The organism is Streptomyces canus (genome assembly GCF_041435015.1).
Taxonomy (GTDB): Bacteria; Actinomycetota; Actinomycetes; order Streptomycetales; family Streptomycetaceae; genus Streptomyces; species Streptomyces canus_G.
This window is the reverse complement of record NZ_CP107989.1, coordinates 1,698,497-1,724,480: the sequence shown is the minus strand read 5'-3', so window position 1 is coordinate 1,724,480 and position 25,984 is coordinate 1,698,497. Positions and strand designations below refer to the sequence as shown.

The 25,984-nt window shown below is 71.5% G+C and carries 22 protein-coding genes; 13 read left to right on the top strand and 9 right to left on the bottom strand.

Going from position 1 to position 25,984, the window contains the following annotated elements; translation table 11 throughout:
- Positions 1-187 precede the first annotated feature (187 nt).
- From OG841_RS08035 to OG841_RS07995, 9 genes are all read left to right on the top strand, one after another.
- A complete protein-coding gene (locus tag OG841_RS08035; RefSeq protein WP_371564223.1) occupies positions 188-1,222 on the top strand; it encodes a chitinase in 1,035 nt (344 codons plus the stop codon).
- Between the two features lie 195 nt (positions 1,223-1,417).
- Positions 1,418-2,716 (top strand): extracellular solute-binding protein, encoded by a 1,299-nt coding sequence (locus OG841_RS08030; protein WP_328642074.1) that lies wholly within the window; start codon positions 1,418-1,420, stop codon positions 2,714-2,716.
- Positions 2,716-3,657, top strand: coding sequence for a carbohydrate ABC transporter permease (locus OG841_RS08025; protein ID WP_328642075.1), 942 nt, complete (start codon positions 2,716-2,718; stop codon positions 3,655-3,657). The genes OG841_RS08030 and OG841_RS08025 overlap by 1 nt, the downstream gene beginning before the upstream one ends.
- Positions 3,654-4,475, top strand: coding sequence for a carbohydrate ABC transporter permease (locus OG841_RS08020; protein WP_328642076.1), 822 nt, complete (start codon positions 3,654-3,656; stop codon positions 4,473-4,475). The genes OG841_RS08025 and OG841_RS08020 overlap by 4 nt, the downstream gene beginning before the upstream one ends.
- Positions 4,472-5,782: a carboxylesterase family protein gene (locus OG841_RS08015; protein ID WP_328642077.1), complete on the top strand. Its 1,311-nt coding sequence runs from the start codon at positions 4,472-4,474 to the stop codon at positions 5,780-5,782. Before OG841_RS08020 ends, OG841_RS08015 begins: the two co-directional genes overlap by 4 nt.
- Entirely contained in the window at positions 5,776-6,921 is a 1,146-nt protein-coding gene (locus OG841_RS08010; protein ID WP_328642078.1) for an ROK family transcriptional regulator, read from the top strand. The genes OG841_RS08015 and OG841_RS08010 overlap by 7 nt, the downstream gene beginning before the upstream one ends.
- A 30-nt stretch (positions 6,922-6,951) precedes the next feature.
- A complete protein-coding gene (locus tag OG841_RS08005) occupies positions 6,952-8,460 on the top strand; it encodes a GMC oxidoreductase (protein ID WP_371564218.1) in 1,509 nt (502 codons plus the stop codon).
- A 21-nt stretch (positions 8,461-8,481) separates the two neighbouring features.
- A complete protein-coding gene (locus tag OG841_RS08000) occupies positions 8,482-9,093 on the top strand; it encodes a nucleoside deaminase (RefSeq protein WP_371564216.1) in 612 nt (203 codons plus the stop codon).
- Positions 9,090-10,061: a sugar phosphate isomerase/epimerase family protein gene (locus OG841_RS07995; protein WP_371564214.1), complete on the top strand. Its 972-nt coding sequence runs from the start codon at positions 9,090-9,092 to the stop codon at positions 10,059-10,061. The genes OG841_RS08000 and OG841_RS07995 overlap by 4 nt, the downstream gene beginning before the upstream one ends.
- On the opposite strand, the gene OG841_RS07990 is transcribed toward OG841_RS07995, so the two are convergent.
- On the bottom strand, positions 10,008-11,306 hold the full coding sequence (locus OG841_RS07990) for an MFS transporter (protein ID WP_371564212.1): 1,299 nt from the start codon (positions 11,304-11,306) through the stop codon (positions 10,008-10,010). The two genes, OG841_RS07995 and OG841_RS07990, sit on opposite strands and share 54 nt — an antisense overlap.
- Before the next feature lie 156 nt (positions 11,307-11,462).
- On the opposite strand from OG841_RS07990, the gene OG841_RS07985 reads away from it, so the two are divergent.
- Complete coding sequence (locus OG841_RS07985) at positions 11,463-13,517, top strand: phosphocholine-specific phospholipase C (RefSeq protein WP_371564210.1); 2,055 nt, start codon at positions 11,463-11,465, stop codon at positions 13,515-13,517.
- Positions 13,518-13,580: 63 nt separating this feature from the next.
- Complete coding sequence (locus OG841_RS07980; RefSeq protein WP_326661910.1) at positions 13,581-14,444, top strand: phospholipid scramblase-related protein; 864 nt, start codon at positions 13,581-13,583, stop codon at positions 14,442-14,444.
- A 6-nt stretch (positions 14,445-14,450) separates the two neighbouring features.
- Here the strand turns inward: OG841_RS07980 and OG841_RS07975 are convergent, their stop codons facing one another.
- Both OG841_RS07975 and OG841_RS07970 read right to left on the bottom strand, forming a co-directional pair.
- Positions 14,451-15,398, bottom strand: coding sequence for a hypothetical protein (locus OG841_RS07975; protein ID WP_328642084.1), 948 nt, complete (start codon positions 15,396-15,398; stop codon positions 14,451-14,453).
- The gene (locus OG841_RS07970; protein ID WP_371564206.1) at positions 15,395-16,237 is read right to left on the bottom strand and encodes a phosphatase PAP2 family protein; all 843 of its coding nucleotides are present in this window, start codon (positions 16,235-16,237) and stop codon (positions 15,395-15,397) included. The genes OG841_RS07975 and OG841_RS07970 overlap by 4 nt, the downstream gene beginning before the upstream one ends.
- Before the next feature lie 231 nt (positions 16,238-16,468).
- Here OG841_RS07970 and OG841_RS07965 point away from each other — a divergent pair, with 231 nt between their 5' ends.
- Positions 16,469-17,083, top strand: a complete 615-nt coding sequence (locus OG841_RS07965) for a TetR/AcrR family transcriptional regulator (RefSeq protein ID WP_328642086.1) — start codon at positions 16,469-16,471, stop codon at positions 17,081-17,083.
- Between the two features lie 149 nt (positions 17,084-17,232).
- On the opposite strand, the gene OG841_RS07960 is transcribed toward OG841_RS07965, so the two are convergent.
- Positions 17,233-18,243 (bottom strand): DUF2510 domain-containing protein, encoded by a 1,011-nt coding sequence (locus tag OG841_RS07960; protein WP_328642087.1) that lies wholly within the window; start codon positions 18,241-18,243, stop codon positions 17,233-17,235.
- Positions 18,244-18,496: 253 nt separating this feature from the next.
- On the opposite strand from OG841_RS07960, the gene OG841_RS07955 reads away from it, so the two are divergent.
- The gene (locus OG841_RS07955) at positions 18,497-21,166 is read left to right on the top strand and encodes an ATP-binding protein (protein ID WP_371564204.1); all 2,670 of its coding nucleotides are present in this window, start codon (positions 18,497-18,499) and stop codon (positions 21,164-21,166) included.
- 24 nt (positions 21,167-21,190) lie between these two features.
- Here OG841_RS07955 and OG841_RS07950 read toward each other — a convergent pair whose 3' ends face one another.
- From OG841_RS07950 to pcaH, 5 genes are read right to left on the bottom strand one after another with little or no spacing between them, the layout of a single operon-like run.
- Entirely contained in the window at positions 21,191-21,982 is a 792-nt protein-coding gene (locus OG841_RS07950; RefSeq protein WP_371564203.1) for an SDR family NAD(P)-dependent oxidoreductase, read from the bottom strand.
- 60 nt (positions 21,983-22,042) lie between these two features.
- A complete protein-coding gene (gene pcaDC, locus OG841_RS07945) occupies positions 22,043-23,161 on the bottom strand; it encodes a bifunctional 3-oxoadipate enol-lactonase/4-carboxymuconolactone decarboxylase PcaDC (protein WP_328642090.1) in 1,119 nt (372 codons plus the stop codon).
- On the bottom strand, positions 23,158-24,489 hold the full coding sequence (pcaB, locus tag OG841_RS07940) for a 3-carboxy-cis,cis-muconate cycloisomerase (protein ID WP_371564202.1): 1,332 nt from the start codon (positions 24,487-24,489) through the stop codon (positions 23,158-23,160). Before pcaB ends, pcaDC begins: the two co-directional genes overlap by 4 nt.
- Entirely contained in the window at positions 24,486-25,091 is a 606-nt protein-coding gene (pcaG, locus tag OG841_RS07935; RefSeq protein ID WP_371564200.1) for a protocatechuate 3,4-dioxygenase subunit alpha, read from the bottom strand. The genes pcaB and pcaG overlap by 4 nt, the downstream gene beginning before the upstream one ends.
- 6 nt (positions 25,092-25,097) lie before the next feature.
- Positions 25,098-25,871 carry a protocatechuate 3,4-dioxygenase subunit beta gene (pcaH, locus tag OG841_RS07930; protein ID WP_371564198.1) on the bottom strand — a complete coding sequence of 258 codons (774 nt, stop codon included), beginning with the start codon at positions 25,869-25,871 and terminating at the stop codon, positions 25,098-25,100.
- Positions 25,872-25,984 lie beyond the last annotated feature (113 nt).

The following is a 25,984-nucleotide window of genomic DNA, read 5'->3' as shown; positions in this document are numbered from 1 at the left end:
CAACCTGCTGGGGCGGACTGGACCATCTCACTGTAAAGAACCTTGACAGTCAGATGGTCTAGTCCAATTATGGGCACGGTTCTTCTTCCCCGCGGTTCTGTCCTTCCGCGTCCCCGCATGCCCTTTCCCCCTGGGAGCGTCAGTGAGACGACCTGGTCACCTTCGTGCGTTGCTGTCCTGTCTGAGCGTGAGCGCTCTGTCCGCCGGGCTCGTCGGGCTCGGGGGAGGGGGCGCACTCGCGGCGCCGTCCTCGCCCTCGCTCCCGCCCTTCGGCAAGCCCCTGCCCGCCCACGTGGCGGCGCCCTACTTCGAGTCGTGGACGGGCGAGAGCCCGGCCGCACTCGCCGCCGCCTCGGGCAACAAGTACCTCACCATGGCCTTCCTTCAGACGGCCACGGCGGGTTCCTGCACCGCCTACTGGAACGGCGAGAGCGGTCAGCCGATCTCGAAGGCGGCTTTCGGGCGCGACATCGCCGCCATCCAGGCGCGCGGCGGTGACGTCATCCCGTCCTTCGGCGGCTGGTCCGCGGACACGACCGGCACCGAACTGGCCGACAGCTGCACCAGCGTCGACGCCATCGTCGACGTGTTCAAGAGCCTCGTCACGACGTACGGCATCAGCCGCATCGACCTCGATGTCGAGGGCGACTCCATCAACAACGCCGCCGGGATCGACCGCCGCAACAAGGCGATCGCCAAGGTCCAGCGCTGGGCCGAACGCACCGGCCGCACCGTGCAGTTCTCCTACACCCTCCCGACCTCCACGACCGGCCTCGCGGCCAACGGCCTCGCCGTGCTCCAGAACGCCGTCGACAACGGCGCACGCGTGGATGTCGTCAACCTCATGACGTTCGACTACTACGACGGCGCCACGCACGACATGGCGGCCGACACCAAGACGGCCGCCGAGGGACTGCACGGCCAGCTCGCCGCGCTCTACCCGCACAAGAGCTCCGCGAAGCTGTGGAGCATGATCGGGGTCATCGAGATGCCCGGCATCGACGACTACGGCCCCGAGGAGACCTTCACCGTCGAGAACGCGGTCGCGGTGGAGCAGTGGGCCGAGGCCAAGAAGATCAACACCCTCTCCTTCTGGGCGCTCCAGCGCGACAACGGCGGCTGCCCGGGCACCGGCGGCTCCAACTCCTGCTCCGGCATCGTCCAGGACACCTGGGCCTTCAGCCACACCTTCGAGCAGTTCACGAGCGGCGGTCACCAGTAGCGGCACACCTCAGGGCGGCGAGGGCCCGGTGCGCATTCCGCGCACCGGGCCCTCGCCGCACCGATTTCGCTACAAGTTCCGAAATTATTCGGGGCGAGGACCGCCACGTGGCCGAAACACGCGGTTCATAGCGTCGGGACACATCACGCCACCGCCCTCAGTACTCGTGAGGAATCTCGTGTCACAGGAGTCCCCGTGCCCAACCTCTCCCGTCGCACCGCCCTGCGGCTGACCGCCGGAATAGCCCTCGGCGCCGCGCTTCCCCTGGCCGGCTGCGGGCGCCAAGACGACGCGGCCGCCGCTTCCGGCGCCAAGAAGGTCGACGCGTCCCCGGCCACCGGCACCGTGAACGTCTGGGCCGCCCAGGGCGACGCCGACGTGCTCGGCACGGTCGTCAAGCCGTTCAAGTCCGCCAACCCCGACCTGGTCGTGAAGACCACGCTGATCCCGAACGCGGAGTACTACACCAAGCTCCAAGCGGCGATCGCGGCGGGCAAGGGACCGGACGTCGCCCAGTTCTTCCCCGAGTCGCAGGCGCAGTTCCTCGACTCGTCGACCCTGCGGCCCGTGCCGGACGGCCTGGTGGATCCGGGCAGCTTCTTCAAGAGCCTCTGGGACGCCGGCGTCGTGGACGACGTGGCCTACACGGTGCCCTGGTACGCGTACACGTACGCGCTCGTCTACCGATCGGATCTGGCCAAGAAGGCGGGTGTCCAGGCGCCGACCACCTGGGCCGGGATGGAGCCCTTCCTCAAGGCCCTTCAGGGCGCCGGCGCGGCTCACGCGCTCGGGGCCGACATCGGGTGGGACATCTTCAACGGCCAGGACGTCGCCATGTACGCCTGGCAGGCCGGAGGCTCACTCGTCACCTCCGGCGGCAAATGGAACCTGAACACGCCCCAGATGGTCGACGCCCTCGACTACAACGCGTCCTTCTTCACCGCCGGGACCGCCGACACCGGCGGGCCGACCTTCCTCGACGCCCAGCCGTACTTCGTCTCCGGCAAGACGGCGAGCATGATCACCGGGCCCTGGGTCATCGGCCAGCTCGACACCGCTGCCAAGAAGAGCGGTTGGACGGCCTCCCACGTCGCCACCGCCCCCCTGCCCGCCGGAGCGTCGAGCAGCGTCTCCTTCTCCGCGGGCGGCACCTGGGGCGTCCTCGCCGACAGCGGCAACACGGACGCCGCCTGGAAGCTCGTCCGGTATCTGGCCGAGCCCAGCACGCAGGTCGCACAGTACAAGGGGTACGGCTCGCTGCCGTCCGTCATCTCCGCCTGGGACGACCCGGCCATCAAGGGGCAGCCGCTCATGGCCGCCTTTCTCACGCAGCTCAAGAACACCCGGGCGTTCCCCCAGGTCAGCACGTGGCAGCAGGTCGCGACCCGGCTGGGCAAGGAGGTGGAGGCCGTCGCCAAGGGCAAGGAGACCGCGGCGAGGGCGGCCGCGAACATCCAGGCGTACGCCGAGAGCGTCGGCACGGGCACGCAGTGATGACCACGACTCTCGCACCGGCCGCCGAGAGGGCCCGGGCCGTACCGAAGACGGCGGCGCACAAGGCGTCCCGCGCCCGCCGCACCGCCGTCGCCTGGCTCTTCCTCGCCCCCTTCGGCCTCGTCTTCCTCGTCTACACGGCGATCCCCACCGTCGCCGCGCTCGCCCTGAGCCTCACCGACATCCGCGGCGCCGACCTGCGCACCCCGTTCGCCGTCGACTTCACCGGCGTCGACAACTACCTCCGGCTGTTCCAGGACGACACCTTCGTACGGGACATCCTCAACACCGCCCTCTTCGTGGCCGTGGGCGTACCGCTGACGATGGGCATCGGCTTCACCCTGGCCCTCGCGCTGAACTCCGGCATCAGCCGTCTGCGCGGTGTCCTGCGCACCGTCTTCTTCGCGCCCGTCGTCACCAACGTCGTCGCCGTCGCGCTGATCTGGCAGTACGCCTTCCACCTCGACGGCACTGTCAACAAGCTGCTCGGCGCGATCGGATTCGCCGGACCCAACTGGCTGGACGACCCGAACCTGGCCATGCCGGTGGTCATCCTTCTCGGCGTCTGGCGCAACTTCGGCATCGCGATGGTGCTGTTCCTCGCCGGCCTCCAAGCCGTCCCGCGGGACGTGTACGAGGCCGCCGCCCTGGACGGGGCCGGCCGGTGGCGCCAACTCCGGCACATCACCCTCCCGTTGCTGCTGCCCACCACGCTGATGGTCTCCGTCCTGCTGACCGTCTTCTACCTCCAGGTCTTCGACGAGCCCTACCTCCTCACCGGCGGCGGCCCGCTCGGCTCCACCGAGTCGGTCGCGCTGTACACCTACCGCCAGTTCGGGGCGGGCGAGTTCGGGATGTCCTCGGCGGCGTCCTTCGTGACGCTCGCGCTGGTGACCGTGGTGAGCGTCGTCCAGTTCCGGCTGCTGAGGTCCCGCACATGAACCGTGCCGCCCGCCCCGTGATGTACGCCGCCCTGGTGCTGTGTGCCCTGCTCACCATGCTGCCCTTCGCATGGGGGGTGAGCGGCTCGCTGCGCAGCCTGGACGAGATCCGCTCCGACCCCGGGGCCCTGTTCCCGCACCACCTCACCTTCGGCAACTTCACCCGGCTGTTCGAGACGCAGGGCTTCGGCCGGTTCCTGGTCAACAGCGTCGTCGTCGCGCTGATCGTGGTGGCCGGGAACATCCTGGCCGCGTCGGCCGCCGGATACGCCCTCGCCAAACTCGACTTCGCAGGCCGGCGGCTCGCGTTCGGCGCGGTCATGGCGGCGATGATGGTGCCGTTCACCGCGGTGTTCGTCACCCAGTTCGTGATCACCGTGGACCTGGGCCTCGCGGACACCCTCGCCGGAATCGCCCTGCCCGGCGCCGCGCTTCCCCTGTCGGTCTTCATCGTGCGCCAGTACGCCCTGTCGGTCCCCGACGAACTCCTCGAAGCGGCCCGCATCGACGGAGCGGGCGAGTTCCGGATCTTCTTCAGGATCTTCCTGCCGCTGGCCGGTCCCGCCGTCGCCACGATCACGATCATGTCGTTCCTCAACTCGTGGAACAACTTCATCTGGCCGCTGGTGGTCGCCCAGAGCATGTCCACCTACACCCTCCCGGTCGGCCTCGCCGCCACCAGCCAGGCCGCGGCCCACGTCACCGACTACGGCCTGCTGCTCGCCGGAGCGATCGTCGTGATGCTGCCGGTACTCGTGCTCTTCCTCTTCCTGCAGCGGTACTTCGTCCAGGGCATCGCGGGAACGGGGCTGCGATGAGCACGCCGGTCACCCTCCGGACCCCGGCGGGCACGGTCGTCGGCCGTCGACACCAAGACGTGCGGCGCTTCCTGGGCATCCCCTATGGCGAAGCACCCACCGGCCCACGGAGGTTCGCCGCGCCACTCCCACGCGGGCGCTTCCCACGGCCGTACGACGCCTCCCGCCCCGGAGCCACCGCGCAGCGCGTGCCGCTGTTCGCCACGACCACCGTCCCGGAACCGTCGGTGCCGGGCGACGACATACTGAACGTCTCCGTCACGGCCCCCGACGCGGACGGCTGCCCGGTGCTCGTGTGGATCCACGGCGGCGGCTTTCTCGCGGGCAGCCCGGCCAGCCCCTGGTACGACGGCCGCGCCTTCGCCCGCGACGGCGTCATCACCGTCTCCGTCGGCTACCGGCTCGGTGTCGACGGATTCGCCGTACTGGACGACGTCCCCACCAACCTCGGGCTGCGGGACGTGCTCCTCGCGCTCGACTGGGTGCGGGAGAACATCGCCGCGTTCGGGGGCGACCCGGACCGGGTCACCGTCGCGGGCCAGTCGGCCGGGGGAGCGATGGTGCTCGCCCTGCTGTCGTCGCCCGCCGGGCGCGGCCGGTTCCAGCGAGCGGTCAGTCTGTCCGGCGGCCTGTTCGAGGTCGAGGCGGCCCGGGCCCGCGACGTCCTCGCACGGCTCGGCGAGCGCCTGGGCGTGCCGCCCACCCGGGCCGGATTCGCCCTGTGCGCACCGGAGTTGCTCCAGCGGGGCGTGCTCGACCTGCGCGGGGACGACGACCTGCTCGTGCTCGGCCCGGTCGTCGGCGACGACATCCTGCCGCTGCCGCTCGCCGAGGGTCTGGCCGTGCACGGACAGGAGGTCCCGCTGCTGCTGGGCGCCACCGGCGACGAGTTCGACGGCGACAGCGAGCGCGGGTCGCGCGCGGCGGGCACCCGCATCACGGACACCCTGTTCCGCTCCGCCTGCCCCCGCATCGCGGCCGCCCGCCGCGCGGCCCCCGCCGGCACCTGGCTGTACTCCTTCGAATGGCCCTCCCCGACCCTCGGCGGCGCCGTCCACTGCGTCGACCTCCCCTTCTTCTTCGACGTGCTCGACGCGCCCGGCGTCCCCGAGGCGCTCGGCCCGAACCCGCCCGCGGAGCTGGCCACCCGCATGCACACCGACCTCGTCGCCTTCGTCCGCGGCGAGAGCCCGGCCTGGGGGAGGGCGACCGGGCGGCTCGGCGACCCGGCCCGTGAGTACGGCCGGCCCCTCGTGGCCGACACCCGGGGCCTGTACGACCCGGTGACGGGAGGGGACCCGTGCTGACGGCCGGCATGAACCAGAGCGCCGTACGACGGGTCAACACCTCCGTGATCCTGCGGGCGTTGGCGGTGTCGGCCGGACCGAGGAAACTCACCGAACTCGCCGGGCAGACCGGTCTGTCCCGTCGCACGATCGAGCTGATCCTGGATTCGCTCGTCGAGGCGGGCTGGGTCGCCGAACTCGACCGGGTGCCGAACAGCGGCTGCGCCGGACGCCCGGCCCGCCGCTACGAACTACGGGCCGAACACGCCCTGTTGGCGGCTGTACGCACCACGACCGTCGATGCCTGGGCCGTCGTCGCCGACGTCCGCGGCCACATCCTCGGCCGGGCACACCGGCCGCTGCGCGACTACAAGGACCCGCGCACCACCCTCGACGACGCCGCCGAACTGGTCCTTCAGGCCCTCGACGATGCCGGCGGCTCGGTGGACCGGCTGCGGGCCGGGGCCATCGCCGGCGGCGGCGCCATCGACGACGAAGGCATCGTACGGCGCCTGGTGCACACCACGCGCTGGGAGGGTGTGCACCTGCCCGAGGAACTCGGCCGTCGCCTCCCGGTGCCCTGGTTCGCCGACAACGACACCAACCTCGGTGCGCTGGCGGAGCGTTGGCGGGGAGGGGCCGCCGATCACGACAACGTCGTATGGGCGATGCTCGGGAACCGAACCGGCCTCGGCATCCTCATTCGAGGGGCCGTGCACCGCGGGCTCGACGGTGCCGCGGGCGAGATCGTCGAGGCACCCTCGATGCCGGCCGGCTCGGTCGAGGACTGGCCCGTCGCCGCCCTGACCTCACCGCTGCCCGCCCAACGCGCCCTGGCCCTGGCCCGGTTCGAGGCGGCCCGCAAGGGTGACGCCGCCGCGCTCGCCGAGGTCGACGAGTTCGTGGAGAACATCGCGTCTATCCTCACCACCCTGTCCTGGACGGTCGCCCCCTCGCTCATCGTCCTCGGCGGCGGCCTGGAGGACGCCGCCGACGTCCTGCTGCCCCGGGTGCGGGCCGCGCTGCGGGACGCCCGCACCCCCGCGGTCGAACTGCGTGCCACCGCGCTCGGCCACGACGCCCCCCTCATCGGTGCGGTGAAGCTCGCCCTGGACCGCATGGACACCGAGCTGTTCGGACCGCTCGTCCCGGTTGACTGACCCCCACACCACACGTACACGGAGCTCCACTTGACCCACATCCCCCGCACCGACGTCCTCATCGTGGGCAGCGGCATCATGGGATCCCTCGTGGCCCGCCTCCTGCGCGAGAGCGATCCGGCGCTGCACATCACCATGGCCGACGGCGGCAGCCCGATCGGCGGTGCGCCGGGGCGGCATCTGCACGACCTCGACGACCCCGACCTGTGGTCCCGTTACAACGAAAAGGTCGCCACCGGCATCCAGGGCATGTACACGGGAGCGGAGGTGGTCCGTGAGGTCGCGGGCAGCCTCCCCGACCTCACCCCGGGCATGTTCCACGCGCTCGCCTTCGGCGAGGACGCCGAGGCCATGCCGCAGGCCGCGCTCGCCTGGAACGCGGGCGGCATGGGCGTCCACTGGACCGCCGCCACACCCTGGCCCGCCGGGGACGAGGCCTTCGACTTCGGCGACCCCGACGCCTGGGCGGCCGACCTCGACACCGCACGCCGACTGCTCGCCGTCACCCCCGCGGCGATCGGCCCGACCAAGGTCGGCGAACTCGTCCTCGACGTCCTGCGCCGACGCTACGGCGGCATCGGCCCGGCCGACCGGGCCCCGCAGCCCATGCCGATGGCCGTCACCCCCACACCGTCGGGCCCCATGCCCCGCACGGCACCCGGGACGATCTTCCCGGCCCTCGCAGCGGGCGGCGATCCCGCCTTCACCCTGCTCACCGGCACCCTCGTGACCGCCCTCGACCGGGACGCCGGCCGGGTCACCGGGGCCCGCCTGCGCCGCGTCGCCGACGGCACCGAGTCCGCACACCGCGCCGACGCCGTGGTGGTGTGCGCCGACGCCCTGCGCACCCCGCAACTCCTGTACGCCTCCGGCATCCGCCCCGAGGCCCTGGGCCGCCACCTCAACGAGCACGCCTTCGTCACCGCGCGCGTCCTGCTCGACCTCGACCGCTTCGGCCTCGACCCCGGCGCCCTGCCCCTGCCGCGCACCGGCGAGTTCAGCACGGACTCGCTGTGGCTGCCGTGCAACGGACCCGCCCAGCCCTTCCACGGCCAGATCATGAACCGCACCTACGTCGACGGGACCGGCCGGCCCCTCGCGCACTCCGTCGGTCTGTCGCTGTACGTCCCCGTCGAGTCGCGCCCGCAGAACCGGCTGGTGTTCTCGGCGAAGGAGACCGACCTGGCCGGGCTGCCCCGCATCCGCGTCGAGTTCGGCCACTCCGAGACCGACCGCGCGCTGATCCGGCGGGCGCTGGACGAAGTCCGGTCCGTCGCCGAGGAGTTCGGCCCCTTCGATCCCGCGACCGAGTCCACGGTGCTTCCGCCCGGTTCCTCGCTGCATCTCACCGGCACGGTCCGGGCAGGCGTCACCGACGACGGCAGCAGCGTGTGCGACCCGGACGGCAGGGTGTGGGGCTTCGACAACCTGTACTTGGCGGGCAACGGAGTCGTTCCCACGGCCATGGCCGCCAACGTCACCCTGACCGGCGCCGTCACCGCGGTACGGGCCGCCCGTGCCGTCACCGCACGCACCTGAACCACCGAGAGGAACCGAACCGTGATCGACATCGCCAGGGAATACCACGTGGCCCTGCCCGCCTGGATCGACGACGAACTCGCCGACGCGCCCGCCGCCGTCCCGTCCCGCGAGGACCGGATGCGTCTCGTGCACCGCCTCGCCGACCGCAACTGGCGCGAGGGCAACGGCGGTCCGTTCGCCGCGCTCGTCGCCGAGCGCGAGTCCGGCCGGATCGTCTCCGTCGGCGTGAACGTCGTCCTGTCCACCGGAGTCTCCAGCGCGCACGCGGAGGTCGTCGCGCTCGGCCTCGCCCAGACCGCCACCGGCAGCTGGGACCTCGGCGGCGACGGCCTGCCGTCCCACGAACTCGTCGTCAACTGGCGCCCCTGCGTGCAGTGTTACGGCGCCACGATGTGGTCCGGGGTACGCGGCCTGGTGGTCGCGGGTCAGGGCCCGGAACTCGAGGAAATCACCACCTTCGACGAGGGCCCGCTCGGCTCCGACTGGGCCGAGCAGTTCGAGACACGTGGCATCGAGGTCGTGGGGGACGTCCTGAGGGACGAGGCGCTCGCGGTGTTCCGCAACTACCGCAAGGCCATTGACGAGTCCGATGAGGTCGTCGTCTACAACGCGCGCGGGGGAACGGAATGAGCCCCCGTTTCGCGACGGACGTCGTCACCTTCTACCACCCCGGATTCTGGGACCTCGACTCCGCCGACGCGGTCCGCGACTGGGCCGCGGATCATCCGGACCGCTTCTGGCGGCGGGTACTGGACACGCTCGCCGAGACCGAGGTCACCGGCATCGAGCTGACGTTCGCGCCCGGCGACATCGACTCGGCCCTGCGCGCCTACGGCAGCGCGGAGGCGTTCCGCCGGGAACTGGCCGGCCGGGGCCTGGCCGTCGTCAGCGCCTTCGTCGGCGACAGCGACGCCCCCGACTGGCGGCATGGCGACAACCTTCCCGCGATCGTCGCCGACGCCGAGCGCCGCGCCGCCTTCCTCGCCGAGGTGGGCGCCGACGTCCTCGTCGCCGGACTGCCGATGAGGGCGACGTACGGCACCCGCCCGCCCTTCTTCGTCGACGCCGCCTACATGACCCGCATGGCCGACATCGCGCACGCGATGGGCGAGGCGGTGTCCCGGTACGGGGTGCGGCTGGCCTTCCACACCGAGTCGCACAGCACCCTCTGGTACGAGCGGGACATCGACCTGTTCATGGCCCTGACCGATCCGCGCTACGTCTGGCTGTGCCCCGACTCCTGCCACATCGCCCTGGGCGGCGGCGACCCCGTCGCGGTGGCCCGGCGCCACACCCCGCGCACCGCCCTGGCCCACTGGAAGGACGCGGTCGCCCCGATCGACGTCCACCTCACGATCGACGAGACGGTGTACTCCCAACAGCAGCCGTACATGACGGAGCTGGGCACGGGGATCGTCGACTGGGAGGGCTGGGCGGACGCGATGTCCGGGACGCCCGGCGCGGACACGGTCCTGATCGAACTGGACGAGGCCGCCGATCCGGTGGCCGCGCTGAGGTCGGGCACGGCGGTCGCGAAGCGGGCGCTAGCGGCGCAGTTCTCCGTGGGCGGTCTCCGGGAGCCGCAGATAGACCAGTGACGAGCCGAGGCAGAGGGCGGCCACGTACCAGGGAAACACTCCCGCGTGGCCCAACTCCTTGAACAGCGTGCCCACATAGGGTGCCGTGCCCCCGAACACCGCGACCGTCAGCGAGTAGGGGAACCCGATCCCGGCCGCCCGCACCCGCGCCGGGAACACCTCCGCGTTCACCGCCGCGCTGATCGACGTGAACCCGGTCAGCAACACCATCCCCGCGCACTGCACGAGCAGCAGCACCGCGAAGGAGTCCCGCAGCGCGTGCAGCAGCGGCACACTCAACAGCGCGAAGCCCAGCCCGAAGAACAGCAGCAACGGCCGGCGCCCGAAGCGGTCCGACAGCAACCCGCCGAGCGGCTGAAGCACCCCGAAGAAGGCGAGCGAGATCGTCCCCGCGAGCAACGCGTCCGACTTGGCGACACCGGCATTGAGCTCGGCGTACGTCGGCAGATACGACGTCCACGTGTAGTACGCGATCGTGCCGCCCATCGTGATCCCGCAGATCAGCAGCGACTCGCGCGGATGGCGCCGCAGCCCCTCAAGGAGCCCGGGACGCGGCGCCCGCCGCTGCTCCTCGCTGCGCGTCTCCTGTGCGCCTTGCCGGATCCAGAACCCGACCAGGGACAGCACGGCCCCGAGGACGAACGGGACGCGCCACCCCCAGCTGTCCATCCGCCCCTCGTTCAGCGTGTCCACCAGCAAGGTGGCGATCCCGGAGGCGAGAAGCTGCCCGGCCGTCGTCGACACGTACTGGAAGCTGGAGAACAGCCCGCGTCGGCCGGGCCGCGCCGACTCGACCAGGAAAGTCGTCGAGGCCGCGAACTCCCCGCCCACGGACAGCCCTTGGAGCAGTCGCGCGAGCACCAGCACGACCGGAGACAGGACGCCGACCGCCGCGTACGTCGGTGTCAGTCCGACCAGGAGACTGCTGCCGCCCATCAGCAGAATGGTGACCGTCAGCGCCGAGCGCCGCCCGTGCCGGTCCGCGATCGCCCCCATCAGCAGCCCGCCGACCGGCCGCATGAAGAAGCCGACCGCGAACACCGCGAACGTCGACAGCAGCGGCACCAGCGAGTTGTCCGCGCCCTTGGGGAAGACCGCACCGGCGATGTAGGTGGCCAGAAACGTGTAGGCGTACCAGTCGTACCACTCCACGGCATTGCCCACGGAGGCGGCGAGGAGCTGCCGTACGGGTCGTTCTGTGGGCGGCGCGTCCGGACGTTGCGTCTCTGTCATGATCGCGACCATCCCCCGATCGAGATCCGCCACACCCCCCGTACCCACGACTTTCACATCAGCGCCACCGCACCCTTCCCTGACGTTTGTTGCTCTTGGAACACTCGCTGCGCGCACCTTCCGTCACATTCGGGCCATCGATGCGCAGGATTGAGAGGTCCCTCACTCATGTCCGACGTCAACCGGCGCAGATTCCTGCAGCTCGCGGGCGCCACCACCGCCTTCACCGCCCTGTCGAACAGCATCCAGCGCGCCGCCGCGCTCCCGGCCCACCACCGCACGGGGACGATCGAGGACGTCGAGCACGTCGTCGTCCTGATGCAGGAGAACCGGTCCTTCGACCACTACTTCGGCTCGCTCAGGGGCGTTCGCGGCTTCGGCGACCCGCGCCCCGTGACGCTGGAGAACGGCAAGTCCGTCTGGCACCAGAAGGACAAGAACGGCAAGGAGATCCTGCCGTTCCGCCCCGACGCCGACGACCTGGGCCTGCAGTTCATCCAGGACCTCCCGCACGGCTGGAACGACGGACACGCCGCCTTCAACGGGGGCAAGTACGACAAATGGGTCCCTAATAAGAGCTCCACGACCATGGCGTACCTGACCCGCGAGGACATCCCGTTCCACTACGCCCTCGCCGACTCCTTCACCATCTGCGACGCCTACCACTGCTCGTTCATCGGCTCGACCGACCCGAACCGCTACTACATGTGGACGGGTTACACGGGCAACGACGGCCAGGGCGGCGGCCCGGTCCTCGGCAACGACGAGGCCGGCTACGGCTGGACCACGTACCCGGAGCGCCTGGAGAAGGCCGGCGTCTCCTGGAAGATCTATCAGGACGTCGGCGACGGCCTCGACGCGAACGGCTCCTGGGGATGGATCCCGGACGCCTACCGGGGCAACTACGGCGACAACTCGCTGCTCTACTTCAACCAGTACCGGAACGCCGAGCCCGGCGACCCGCTGTACGACAAGGCCCGCACCGGCACGGACCACACCAAGGGCGAGGGCTACTTCGACCAGCTGAAGGCCGACGTGAAGGCCGGAAAGCTGCCCCAGGTCTCCTGGATCGTGGCCCCCGAGGCCTTCACCGAGCACCCCAACTGGCCCGCGAACTACGGTGCCTGGTACATCGCCCAGGTCCTGGACGCGCTCACCTCCGACCCAAAGGTGTGGGCGAAGACCGCCCTGTTCATCACCTACGACGAGAACGACGGGTTCTTCGACCACGTGGTCCCCGCCTTCCCGCCCGGCTCCGCGGCCCAGGGCAAGTCCACGGTCGACCCCGCCCTCGACCTGTTCAAGGGCGACGGCAACCACCCGGCCGGCCCCTACGGCCTCGGCCAGCGCGTGCCCATGCTCGTCGTCTCGCCCTGGAGCAAGGGCGGTTACGTCTGCTCCGAGACGCTCGACCACACCTCGGTCATCCGCTTCCTGGAGACCCGCTTCGGCGTCCACGAGCCCAACATCTCGCCCTGGCGGCGGGCGGTCTGCGGCGACCTCACCTCCGCCTTCGACTTCTCCCGCAGGGACACCAAGCCGGTCGCCCTCCCGGGCACCGACGGCTACGAGCCGCCGGACCGCGAGCGCCACCCCGACTACGTGCCCGTCCCGCCCGCCGTCGGCGCCCTGCCGAAGCAGGAGCGCGGCCTGCGCCCCGCCCGCCCGCTGAAGTACGCCCCGCACGTGGACGGTTCGGTGGACGCGGCGAGCGGCAGATTCACGCTGACCTTCGCCTCCGGTGCCAAGGCGGGCGGCGCGTTCCTGGTGACCTCCGGCAACCGCGCCGACGGGCCCTGGAGTTACACCACCGAGGCCGGCAAGACCGTCTCGGACACCTGGAACTCGGTGTACTCGAAGGGGTCGTACGACCTGACCGTGCACGGCCCGGCCGGTTTCCTGCGTGTCTTCAAGGGGTCGAACGGGACCGCCGGTCCCGAGGCCACCGCCCGCCATGAAGGTGACGACATCGAGCTGACGCTCACCAACAAGGGCTCCGGCACGGTCCGTCTGAAGGTCGTGAGCGGCTACGGCGACCCCGCGAGGACCTTCACCGTGCGGGCCGGCGCCACCGCCCGGCACACCTTCCGCCTCGGCAAGAGCCGTCGCTGGTACGACCTCACGGTCACCTCCGACGCCGAACCGGCGTTCCTCAGGCGATTCGCCGGACATGTCGAGAACGGGCGTACCGGAGTGAGCGATCCGGCCGTAATCACCAGGTAAAGCCGCCGTGGGAGCGGTCGTTCACCTGGCCGGATCGCAGTGGTCCCGGGGTAGTGTGCCCCGGTGACCACGCATTCGAACACACCTGCAGGCTGGTACCCCGATCCGCACGGAGCGTCCCAGACGCTCCGGTACTGGGACGGGGCGCAGTGGACGCAGCACACCCACCAGGACCAGCAGGGGGCGGGGCAGGCCCAGGCTCAGGCCGTGCAGGCCCCGCCGGTCCAGCAGGTACCGCAGATGCCTCAGCAGTCGGCCGGTCCCGACCCGCGTGTGCAGCGTCAGGTGCAGCAGCAGGCCGGGGTCACCGGGGGCGGTGCGGGCGGCGGCACGCTGTTCTCCGAGCCGGTGCTCGTGGTCAACCAGAAGGCCAAGCTGATCGAGCTGACCAACGAGTACAAGGTCATGGACCAGAACGGCAACCAGGTCGGCTCCGTCACCCAGGTCGGGCAGAGTGCCTTCCGGAAGATCGTGCGGTTCCTCTGGAGCATCGACCAGTTCATGAAGATCAGGCTGGAGATCCGCGACGCCCACGGGCAGCCGGTCATGCTGCTGACCCGGCCGGGGAAGATCTTCAAGTCGCGGGTGATCGTGGAGCGTCCGGACGGTTCGCCGGTCGGTGAGATCGTCCAGCAGAACATGATCGGGAAGATCAACTTCGCGATGATGGTGAACGGGCAGAAGGTCGGCGCGATCAAGGCGGAGAACTGGCGGGCCTGGAACTTCGCGATCGTCGACCACACCGAGAACGAGGTGGCCCGGATCACGAAGACGTGGGAGGGGCTCGCCAAGACGATGTTCACGACCGCGGACAACTACGTGCTGCAGATCCACTACCAGCTGCCCGAGCCGCTGCTGAGCCTGGTCGTCGCCACCGCGCTGACGGTCGACACGGCGCTGAAGCAGGACGCCCGCGGGTTCGGCTGAGTGTCCCTACAGCGGTGTGAGGTGTCCCGGCTCCGACTGCCGGGGCACACGCCGCTCCCGCAGCGCCGGTTCCACGGACGCCGTCGACGGCTCCAGTGCCAGTACCGCCGCCACCGGGTGGTCGTCGTCCACCGGCACCGGGGACATCCGGGTCAGCAGCACCACACCCCATGCCGCCAGGCCCGCTCCCGCCAGTGCGAGCAGCACACCCGCCGCGCCGCCCCGCAGGCTCTCGCCCAGCAGGGAGAGACCGATCACCGCGGCGGCGACCGGGTTGGCCAGGGTCACCACCGCCAGCGGGGCGCCCAGGCCGTCACGGTAGGCCGTCTGGGAGAGCAGGAGTCCGCCGGCGGCGAAGGCCGCGACGAGCAGGGCCACGCCGATCACCTGGACGCTGAGAAGTGACGCGGAACGGTCCGTCGCGGCCACCGTCACGGTCTGGGTGAGCGCGGAGGCCACCCCCGAGGCGACCCCGGACGCCGACGCGTGCCGTATACCGGGCCGGGCGCCGGGGCGGGCCAGCAGACCGATCAGGGCCGCCGTCACCGCCGCCACCGCCACCGCCTCGGACGTGCTCAGCACCTTCCCGGGCGCGGACCCCGACGCCACCACGAGGATCGCGGCGAGGCCGGCCAGCGTGTACGCGGTGCCGCGCCACTCCGTCGCGCTGACCCGGCGCCCCGCGATCCGCGCGCCCAGCGGCACCGCGGCGACCAGGGTGAGGGCGCCGAGCGGCTGGACCACGGTCAGCGGGCCGTACTTGAGGGCGACGACGTGCAGCAGCGCGGCCGCCGCGTTGAGCGCGACCGACCCCCACCAGGCGCCCGAGCTCAGCATCCGCAGCACACCCGAGCCCGGGTTGCGGGAGGCGAGGCGCTCCTGGGCGACGGCGGCGGCCGCGTAGGCGACGGACGAGAGCAGGGAGAGGGCGAGGGCGAGCAGCGTGGCGTTCATCGGCCGGCTCCGACCAGGACGTTCTCCTTGGGTTCGGCCGGGGTGAGCTTCTCCTGCGCCCGTCCTGCCGTGGTGGCCGTGCGGTGCGGCGAGCGAAGCGAGATGGGGGTCCCCCCGGACGAAGTCTGGGGGCGGATGACCGCGAGGGCGATGCCGAGCAGGGCCGTCGCCACGATCGCGTCCATCCAGTAGTGGTTCGCCGTCCCGACGATCACCAGCAGGGTCACCAGCGGATGCAGCAGCCACAGCCAGCGCCGGCGCGAGCGGGTGGCCACGATCAGGCCGATCGCCACCATCAGAGCCCAGCCGAAGTGCAGCGAGGGCATCGCGGCGAACTGGTTGGAGAGGGTGTCGGTCTGCGGCGGGCCGTACACGGAGGGGCCGTAGACCTTCGCGGTGTCGACCAGGCCGGCCGCCGCGAGCATCCGCGGCGGGGCCAGCGGGAAGACGAGGTGCAGCACCAGGGCGGCGCCGGTGAGCAGGGCGAGGACGCGGCGGGCCCAGATGTAGTGGGCCGGGCGCTTGAGGTACAGCCAGACCAGGAAGGCGACCGTGGCCGGGAAGTGGACGGTCGCGTAGTAGGTGTTCGCGACGTGCGCGAGGGTGTCGCCGTGCAGCAGCAGCGACTGCACCGAGCCCTCTCCGGGCAGGTCCAGGACGCGTTCCCAGTGCCACACGCGGCCGGCGTTGCGATAGGCCTCGGTGGTGTGGCCCGTGACCAGTTGCCGGCCGAACTTGTAGACAAGGAAGAGTCCTACGACGAGCAGGAGCTCACGGACGAGCGGCGGCCGCGCCATGGCGCTCGGCTTCGCTCCTGCAGGCTCGGTGAGGGCATTCATCCCCCGGCCCCTTCGCTGATGGTGGTGCGGAACTGAAATCTGAACAAGTTGGTGACTCGTCCTGATTCCGAAACTCATCGATACGACCTCGTACCGATACGCCAGTGTACCGATACGATCGGGTACCGGTACACTGGCGTATCGATAGACATACGACACACTGGAATCCGGGAATGAAACGCGACGGCCTCGAAGCAGGCCGGCCGCCGAGGCGAATGAGGGGATGGGCTGATGACGTCGCAGGCCGCGGACGGACCGGAGACGGTCGCCGCCTCGCGCCGCTCCAAGATCACGCCCGAGCGTGAGCAGGAGTTCTTCGACGCTGTGCTCGAACAGATCCGTGAATGCGGATATGAAGCCGTGACCATGGAGGGCGTCGCCAGCAGCACCCGCTGCAGCAAGTCCACCCTCTACCGGCAGTGGAAGACCAAGCCCCAGTTCGTGGTGGCCGCCCTGCGCTCCCGCCGCAGGTCGAAGTTCGACGGGATCGACACCGGATCACTCGCCGACGATCTGCGCGAGGCCGCCCGGTCCGCGGGCCGGTGGTCGATGCACGACACCAAGCTCCTCCAGGCGCTCGGCCACGCCGTCACGCAGGACGCGGAGCTCGCGCAGGCCCTGCGTGAGGCGCTGGTCGACCCGGAGATCGCCGCACTGAGGCACATCCTCCAGCGAGGGGTCGACCGGGGTGAGGTCGCCACCGGACACCCGGCGCTGGAGTACATCCCGGCCCAGATGTTCGGCGTCATCCGGGCCCGTCCCGTCATCGACGGGGAGTACGCCGACCCGGACTACCTGGTCCGCTTCGTGGAGGCGGCCCTGCTGCCGGCACTCGGCCTGACCTGAGACCCGGGCCGCCGTCCACGGGATGACCGGACGGTGACCTGCTCGCGCCGCACCGTGGGGACGGGGGCGGCGCGCACCCCCGGCCGGGTGGGGTTCCTCTCGAGCGGAGAGGCGCCCCACCCGGCCGACCGGTGTCCGGGGACCGGCCGTCAGACGTCCTGGCCGCTGCCGCCGCCCGTCGACACCTTGATCCCCTTGGTGATGTCGTCGATCACGGTCTGGCCCTCTTCGACGTCGACACCGAACCGCACCACGACGATCTGCTGCGGGTTCGCCGGGGACGGGAAGGCCAGGGACTCGACATAGCCGTCGGAGCCCTTGCTGGTGACCGCCTTCCAGCGGACCTTGTAGCCCTTCTGCCCGGCCACGGTCACCGCCTCGGAGGCGAGGACGTCGTGCGAGGTGATCGAGCCGTAGGTCTTGCCGCCGTAGGACTGCTCGGCGTTCGCCTCGATGTCGGCCTTGGCGATCTGCTCGGCCGTGCTGCCCTTGGTGCGCAGCGCCAGGGCGGGCGCCGAGTAGGCACCGCCCTTCGTGCACTTCTCGGAGGTGTCGCCGGGGCAGGCGTAGGAGTCGTTCGAGGTGACGGACGCGCCGGCCGAGATCTCCTGGCCGTACCAGTCGTCCGGGATGGGCAGGCTGATCCCGTCGATCGAGTCGGTCACCGAACCGCTCTCGATCCTCGGCGCCTCGGACCCCTGCGGGGAGGGCGACGCGCCCCCGGAACCCCCGCTGCCACCGGAGCCGCCGGACCCTCCGTTGCCACCGAACGGTCCACCCTGGCCCCCGGCGCCGCCGGGCCCGCCCTGACCCCCCGGCGTCTGGGAGTCGGCGGTGCCGCCGTTGCCGTCGCCGTTGTCGGCCAGCGCGTACACACCCACGCCAATGCTCGCCAGGACCACGACGGCCACCGCCACGGCTATGCCCATGCGGCCGCGCCGCGCCCCGGCGGGCGGCTGCGCGGGATACGGCGGATAGGCCGGGTACGCTCCGGGATCCCCGGGGCTCGCGACCTGTTCCGGGGGACCCCATGCGGCGGCCGATCCGGCGGGCCGGGTCCGCTCCGTCCACGCCTTGCCGTCCCACCAGCGCTCGGTGGCGGGACCGTCACTTGTCTGCCCGGGATCGGGGTACCACCCGGGGGGAGTCTCCTGCGTCATGCCCCCACCGTATGAGCCCTCGGTGAAAGAGGGATGAGAGGGGCGTCGGCCGATTCCGCGCACTTCGCCCGAACGGGAATGACTGACTGATGGTCAGCTCGATTGACGGCAGGTCAGGGGCAGGGCGCGTCGCCTGCCTCTACCCGAGATCACCCGTGAAGGCAAGAGCTGCCCCGACCGCCCTCCGCTTGCGCACCCGGGCGGCTACGCTCGAGATCTGTACGTCGTTCGGGCGACTTGGGGAGGGAGCGGGATGACGGAGGTACGGCCGATGGCGGCCGCCCCGGCCTCGCTGTGGGAGCGCGACGAGGAACTCGCCGCCGTCGAATGCGTGCTCGACTCCCTGTGCGCGGGCCGCACCGCCTCGGGCAGCGTGCTGGTGATCCGCGGCGAGGCGGGCTTCGGCAAGACCGCCCTGCTGGCCGAGACCCGCCGTATCGCCGAGGCACGCGGCTGCACGGTCTGGTCGGCCCGCGGCGGCGAGACCCTCAGGTCCGTCCCCTTCAACGTGGTACGCCAACTGCTCCAGCCCGCCCTCCTGTCGCTGATGCCCGAGGAGGCCCGTGAGTACCTCGGCGACTGGTACGACATCGCCGGCCCCGCTCTCGGCATAGCTGACCCGGGGGAGCGGCAGGCCGACCCGCAGGGCGTGTGCGACGGACTGGTCGCCGCGGTGCGCCGACTGGCCCGCCGGGACTGGCCGCTCGTGCTGATGGTCGACGACGCCCACTGGGCCGACCAGGAGACCCTGCGCTGGCTCGCCGCCTTCGTCGAGCGCCTGGACGACCTGTCCGTCCTGGTCGTGGTGGCGCGCCGGCCCGGCGAGGCCGGCGCCGAGAGCGCCCGCCTCCTGGAGACGGTGGCCTCCGCCGCGGGCCGCCCCGTCACCCACCTCAGCGCCCTCACCCCGGACGCCGCCGCGGGGCTCACCCGCGCCACCCTGGGTGAGCACGCCGACGCCCCGTTCTGCCGCGAGGTGTGGGCCGTCACCGGCGGCAACCCGTACGAGACGGTCGAACTCCTCGCCAAGGTCCGGGACAGCCAGATGGAGCCCACCGAGGGCTCGGCGAACGAACTGCGGGAGCTGAACCGCTCGGCCCGCGGCGGCGGCCTCGTCGCCCGCCTCGAGGAACTCGGCATCGACGCCACCCGGTTCGCCTGGGCGGCCGCGATCCTCGGCACCGACATCTCCGTCGGCCTGGTGGCCCGGCTCGCCACCCTCAAGCCGGAGAAGGCCACGCTCTGCGCCGGACTGCTGCGCGATGCCCGTATCCTCACCGACTCCGGGACGGAGGACGGCGAGCTGGAGTTCGTCCACCCGCTGATCGCCACCGCCGTCTACGACTCCATCCCCGACGCCCTGCGCACCGCCATGCACGGCATCGCCGCACAACTCGTCACCGACTCCGGGCTCGGCGCCGCAGCAGCATCCCGGCACCTGCTCAAGGTCCATCCGGACGACGACGAGGAACTCGTCGAGCAACTGCGCGAGGCGGCCCGCGAGCACCTCCTGGTCGGCGCCCCCGACGCGGCCCGCCGCTGTCTGGAGCGCGCCCTGGTGGAGCCCCCGCCACCCGAGGTCCACGCGCGTGTGCTCTTCGAACTCGGCTGCGCCACCCTCCTGACCGCCCCCGCCAAGACCATCGGCCACCTCCAGACCGCGCTCGCCATGCCCGGCCTGGAGGGCTCCGCCCGGGTGGACGCCGTCGTCCGCCTCTCCCAGGCACTCATGCACAACAACCAGCTGGAGGAGGCGGTCCGCACGGTCGAGGCGGAGGCCGCCCGGCACGAGGAAGGTCCTGCCAGACTCCGCCTCCAGGCCGTGCAGTACACATGGGAGGGGCTCTACCCGGGCGAGGCCACCTCCCCGGCGCGCTCCGAGCGCCTCGCCGCCCTGGCCGCCACCTGTATCGGCCGTGACAACTCCGAGCGGGCTCTGCTCATCCTGCGGGGATTCGACGCGATGGCCCACGGCGAGAGCGCCGAGGAGATCTCCGAAGTGTGCGACCGCGCCCTCGTCAACGGCCGCCTGGCACCCGGACTCGGCTGGACCGACACCGAGTGGGGCCTCGAACTGCCGCTGATGCTGGCCAGCGCGTACGCCTTCACGGACCGCCTCGATCGCGCCGAGGCCCTGTACACCGACGCCCTGCGCACCTACGAGTCGACCGGCTGGAGCGGCGGGCACCTCGCCCTCGCCCACGCCTACGTCGGCCTCGGCCACCGCCGGCGAGGACGGCTCCGGGAGGCGGAGACCTCCCTGCGCGAGTCGCTCCGGCTCGCCGAGCGGGTGGGACGAGGGCTGCCGCTGTACTGGTCGGCGACCTGCAACCTCGTCGACACGCTGCTCGCGCGCGGGCATGTCGAGGAGGCATGGGCGATCGCCGAGCAGTACGGATTCACGCCGCCGTATCCGTCCACGATCGTGCTGCCCGATCCCCGGTCCGTGCGGGGACGGCTGCTGCTGGCCGTCGGCCGGACCCAGGACGGCATCAACGAACTGGACGAGGCGGAGAAGGCGGCGGCCGTGCGGGGGCATCACAACCCGGTGCTGGTGCCGTGGGCCGTCGATCTCGCCCGGGCGCTCGCCGGTGAGGACCCGGTGCGGGCCGCTCGGCTGGCCACGGATGTCCGGCGGCATGCCGAGCGACTCGGCACGGACACGGCCATCGGTGAGGCGTTGCGGTGTGCCGCCGCGCTGGAGACCGGGCAGCGGGCGGTGCGGCTCGCCGCGCAGGCGGTGGCCTATCTGGAGGCCTCTCCCTGCCAGTACGAGCACGCGGCGGCCCGGGTCGAGTACGGGATCGCGGCGCGGTCCGTGGCGGAGCTCAATCGAGGCCTGACGCTGGCGCGTTCGTGCGGGGCGGACGGGCTGGTGACACAGGCCAGGGAGGTGCTGGAGACGGGGCGTGGGTTGCGGTGACCAGGTGAGTCGTCCGTGCGGGAGCTACAGCGCGAGCAGTTGGTCCGTCAGCGCACCCAGGCGCTTCCGCACGTCCCTGTCGTACGTCTCCTCGTGCGCCCGCGCCGGATTCGTCCCGTCGAAATAGCGGCCCGTGCCCAGGTCCTGGGTGGCCAGGGCCAGGACGCCCGGGGCACCGTCGGCCACCGTGGACCACGGGGCCACCCCGCCCTCCCGGACCATCGCCGTGTCCATGAACGTCGCCGGGTGGAGGACGTTCACCGCGACCCCCGTGTCCGCCAACTCCTCGGCCAGGCTGAAGGTGTGGGCCGCCAGGGCGAACTTGGCGCGGCAGTACGCGGCGAAACCGGCGTAGCCCTGGGTGAACTCCGGGTCGTCGAAGGCGACCGGCTCCTGCCCCACCGAGCCGACGTTGACGATCCGGGACGGGGCGCTCGCCTTCAGCGTCGGCAGGAGTGCACGCGTCAGGGCGACAGGCGCCAAGTAGTTGACCGCCAGGCGCAGTTCGTGGCCGTCGGCGCTCACCTCCCGCCCCGAGCCGGGCGAACCGGCGCCCACGCCCGCGTTGTTGATCAGGACATCGAGTCCGGGGTGGGCCGCGGCGACCCTCGCGCCCAGATCGCGCACCTGGGCCAGGGACGCCAGGTCGGCCACGAAGCCCTCGGCCCGCCCCTCGGACCGCAGTTCCTCCACCAGGCTCCCGGTGCGGCCCGGGTCACGGCCGTGGGCGAGGACGGTGTGGCCGGAGCGGACCAGTTCGAAGGCGACGTGGCGGCCGAGACCGGAGGTGGCACCAGTGATCAGAATCGTGGACATGCTCCCACCGTAGGCACACGAGGGGAGCATGCGCCGCTCCTGAAGCTGCTACCGCTGGGGTCACCCTTCTTCTTCGGCGAGCACCCGCTGCGCCGTGGCGAACGCGGAGTTCGCCGCCGGCACCCCGCAGTAGACGGCCGTCTGGAGCAGTACGGCCCCGATCTCCTCCGGCGTGAGCCCGTTGCGCCGCGCCGCGCGCACATGCATGGCCAGTTCGTCGTAGTGGCCGTGGGCGACCAGCGCCGTCAGCGTGATCATGCTGCGCTCGCGGCGGCTGAGCGTCGGGTCGGTCCAGATCTCGCCCCACGCGTAGCGTGAGATGAAGTCCTGGAAGCGGGCGGTGAAGGGGGTCTGCCGGGCCTGTGCCCGGTCCACGTGCGTGTCCCCGAGCACCTCGCGCCGCACCTCCATGCCTCGCTTGGCACCCCCGTCGAGGTGTGCGCGCAGGCTGGTGAGGACGGCTTGCGGGCACTGGGCCGGTGCCAGGTGCGAGGCCCCGGGCAGTTCGACGAGCGTGGCGCGCGACACCGCGTCGGCGATCTCCCGCAGATGGGGCGGCGGGGTCGCCGGGTCCTGACGGCCGGCGATCAGCAGGGTCGGCGCGGAGATCTCGGCCAGCCGGTCGCGCAGGTCGAAGGAGGCCAGGGCGTCACAGCAGGCGGCGTACGCCGGCGGATCGGCCTCTGCGTGGTCGCGGATCAGTTCCGGAACGCTGAAGTCACCCGCGAACCAACGGGAGTTCGCGCTCTCCAGCAGCCACTGCACGCCCTCCCGACGGACCCGCTCGGCCCGCTCCTCCCACGGCTTGCTGCCGTTGAAGTGGGCCGAGGAGCAGATCACCGCCAGCGATTCGACGCGCTCCGGGTGATGTACGGCCAGGTGCAGACCGACCGCACCACCCAGCGACACCCCCGCGTACCCGAACCGCTCGATGCCGAGCGAGTCGGCGAGCGCCAGCACCAGGTCGGCGAGGTCGCCCACCGTGGCGCCGGGACCGATGAGATCGGCCGCCGAACCGCCGTGCCCGGGCAGGTCCCAGCGGACCACCCGATGGCTGGCGGACAGCTCGGGCGCCACCTTGTCCCACAGGGCGTACGACGTCCCGAGCGACGGCCCGAGCAGCAGCGGGGGAGCGGAAGTGGGACCCTCGGCACGGTGGTTGAGGAGTTTCTCGGTCAAGGTCGCTCCAGAGCACGGTCGGTGAGGGCTCCGGCGGAGCCGGTGTAACGGGCCGGATCGGTCGGCTCGTCTAGGTCGACGTCCTTCAACTCCGGCTCCTGGGCCAGGAGTTCACCGAGCGAAACCCCCTCGGTGTACGTCCGCTTGGCGAGGTCCGTCAGCAATGCCTTGGCGCGCGCCCGGCCCAGCACGGGTGTCAGCTCGGCGGACAGCCGCTCGGAGACGATCAACCCGTGGGTGAGAGCGAGGTGTTCCCGCATGGTGTCCGCGTGGACCCGCAGCCCCTCGGTCAGTTCGGCGGCGTCCCGCGCGGCTCCGCCCACCAGTCGCAGCACATCCCTGAGCGGTTCCCACTCGGCGTGCCAGGCCCCGGCCGGCCGCTCGTCCTCGGCGGCGAGCGAGCCGTACAGCGTGGCCGCGAGCTGCGGCGCGCGCCGGCCGGCGGCGGCGATCAGCGTGGACCGTACGGGGTTCGCCTTGTGCGGCATGGCCGAGGAGCCGCCCCCGCCGCCCTCCGCGACCTCGGCGATCTCGGTACGGCCGAGCACGAGGACATCCGCGGCGATCTTGCCCAGCGCTCCGGCGGTGAAGGCGAGACATCCGGCGAGGTCGGCGATCGGGGTGCGCAGGGTGTGCCAGGGGAGCAGCGGCGCCCGGAGGCCGAGCTCCGCGGCGAAGGCCTCCGTGAGCGCCTGCGTGTCCTCGCTGCCGTACACCGTGAAGGCCGCCAATGTCCCGGCGGCGCCGCCGAGTTGGGCGGGGAGGGAGTCCCGTACGGCGGCGACCCGGTCCCGCGCGTCCAGCACCAGCGCCCGCCACCCGGCCGCCTTCAGACCGAATGTCGTCGGAACGGCGTGCTGGGTGAGCGTCCGTCCCGGCATCGCGGTGTCCCGGTGCTCGGCGGCGAGCCGGGTCAAAGCCCGCTGGACGCGGTGGAGGTCCGCCAGCAAGAGGTCGAGGGTGCGTGCCGCCACCAGCATCGTCGCCGTGTCCAGGATGTCCTGGCTGGTGGCGCCCCGGTGGACGTACGGGCCGTACGCCTCGCCGACCGTCTCGGTCAGGTCGGCGACCAGGGGGATGACGGGGTTGCCGCCGCCGCGCGCACGCTCGGCGAGGGACCGTACGTCGAAGCGGTCCACGTGGGCCGCCTCGGTCACCGCCTCGGCCGCCCTCTCCGGGGCGAGACCCAGACGGGCCTGGACCCGGGTCAGTGCCGCCTCGGCGTCCAGCAGCGCCTGGAGGTAGGCGCCGTCGGTGGTCGCGGAGGCGGCGGGGGAGCCTGCCCAGCCGGGAGCGAGCAGGCCGGTGTCCGGATCGGGAGAAGTCACTGGAACTCCAGGAAGACCGTTTCGCCTTCGCCCTGAAGGCGGATGTCGAAACGGTAGGTGCCATCGCCCTGCGAACGCGCGATCAGCGTGTCGCGCCGCTCCGCCGGTACCCGGGCCAGCAGCGGGTCGGCGGTCAGGGCCGCCTCGTCGCCCGGCAGGTAGATCCGGGTGTACAGGTGCACCAGCAGCCCACGCGCGAAGACGCAGACGCTGATGTACGGCGCGCTCCGCCCGCGCGCGCCCGGCCGCAGTGTCCGTGCGGTCCAGTGGCCGTTGGCGTCGGTCTGGATGCGGCCCCAGCCGGTGAACTCCACGCCGTTGCGGCCCAGATAGCCACCGCTCGCGGGGTCGCGCCGGATCGAACCGTCGGCCTGCGGGACGTTGCCGTCCGGGTCGGCGCTCCACAGCTCCACGAAGGCGTCCGGCAGCGGGGTGCCCTCGCCGTCGGTGATGTAGCCCTGGAGGACGATCGTGTCCGGGTGGCCGACGGGCGCGATGTCGCCGCCGCCGGGGAAGGGCAGGGCGTGGCCGTAGAAGGGGCCGACCGTGTGCGACGGGGTCGGCAGCACGGACTCAGGGCGGCTTGTGTCGATCTTCGTCATGGCTGGTCAGCGTCCTTCTTCGATCCAGGTGGCCTGCGGCCCGTCGAGCACGATGTCCCAGTGGTAGCCCATCGAGAACTCCGGCACGGACAGGCTGTGGTCGTACGTGGCGACGAGCCGCTGGCGGGCCGCGTCGTCCGTCACGGACTGGATGATCGGGTCGTAGGGGAACAGCGGGTCGCTCGGGAAGTACATCTGTGTCACGAGCCGCTGGGTGAACGCCGTGCCGAAGATCGAGAAGTGGATGTGGGCCGGCCGCCAGGCGTTGACGTGCTGGCGCCACGGGTACGGGCCCGGCTGGACGGTGGTGAAGCGGTAGGAGCCGCTGTCGTCGGTCAGCGTGCGGCCGACGCCCGTGAAGTTCGGGTCCAGCGGGGCGTCGTGCTGCTCGCGCTGGTGGGCGTAGCGGCCGGCCGAGTTGGCCTGCCAGATCTCGACCAGCTGCCCGCGCAGCGGACGGCCGTTCCGGTCCAGGAGCCGTCCCTCGACGGTGATCCGCTCACCGATCGGCTCCCCGGTGTGCTGCCGGGTCAGGTCGTTGTCGATCTCGGTGATGTCCCGCTCGCCGAAGGCGGGCGACCGCAGCTCCACCAGCTCCGGGTCCTGGGACACGTCGATGCCGATCGGGGGCTGTTTGGGGTGCCGCAGCACCGAGGAGCGGTACGGCGCGTAGTCGCGGCGCGGCTGGTGCTCGAAGGGAGCGCCGTCGGCGAGCCGCTTCTCGTAGGCGGCGTGCTCGGCGGCGATTTCCCGGTCGATGTCGTGCTGGGTGAGAGTCATGGGGATTCCTGCGGTTCGTTGGCGTTCGGACGTCAATCGCTCAGTGCACTGACTGTTTCAGCCGGGTTTCTCTTAAGCTGCCACTGTGGCAGCCTGGCGTCAAGGCTCACTAC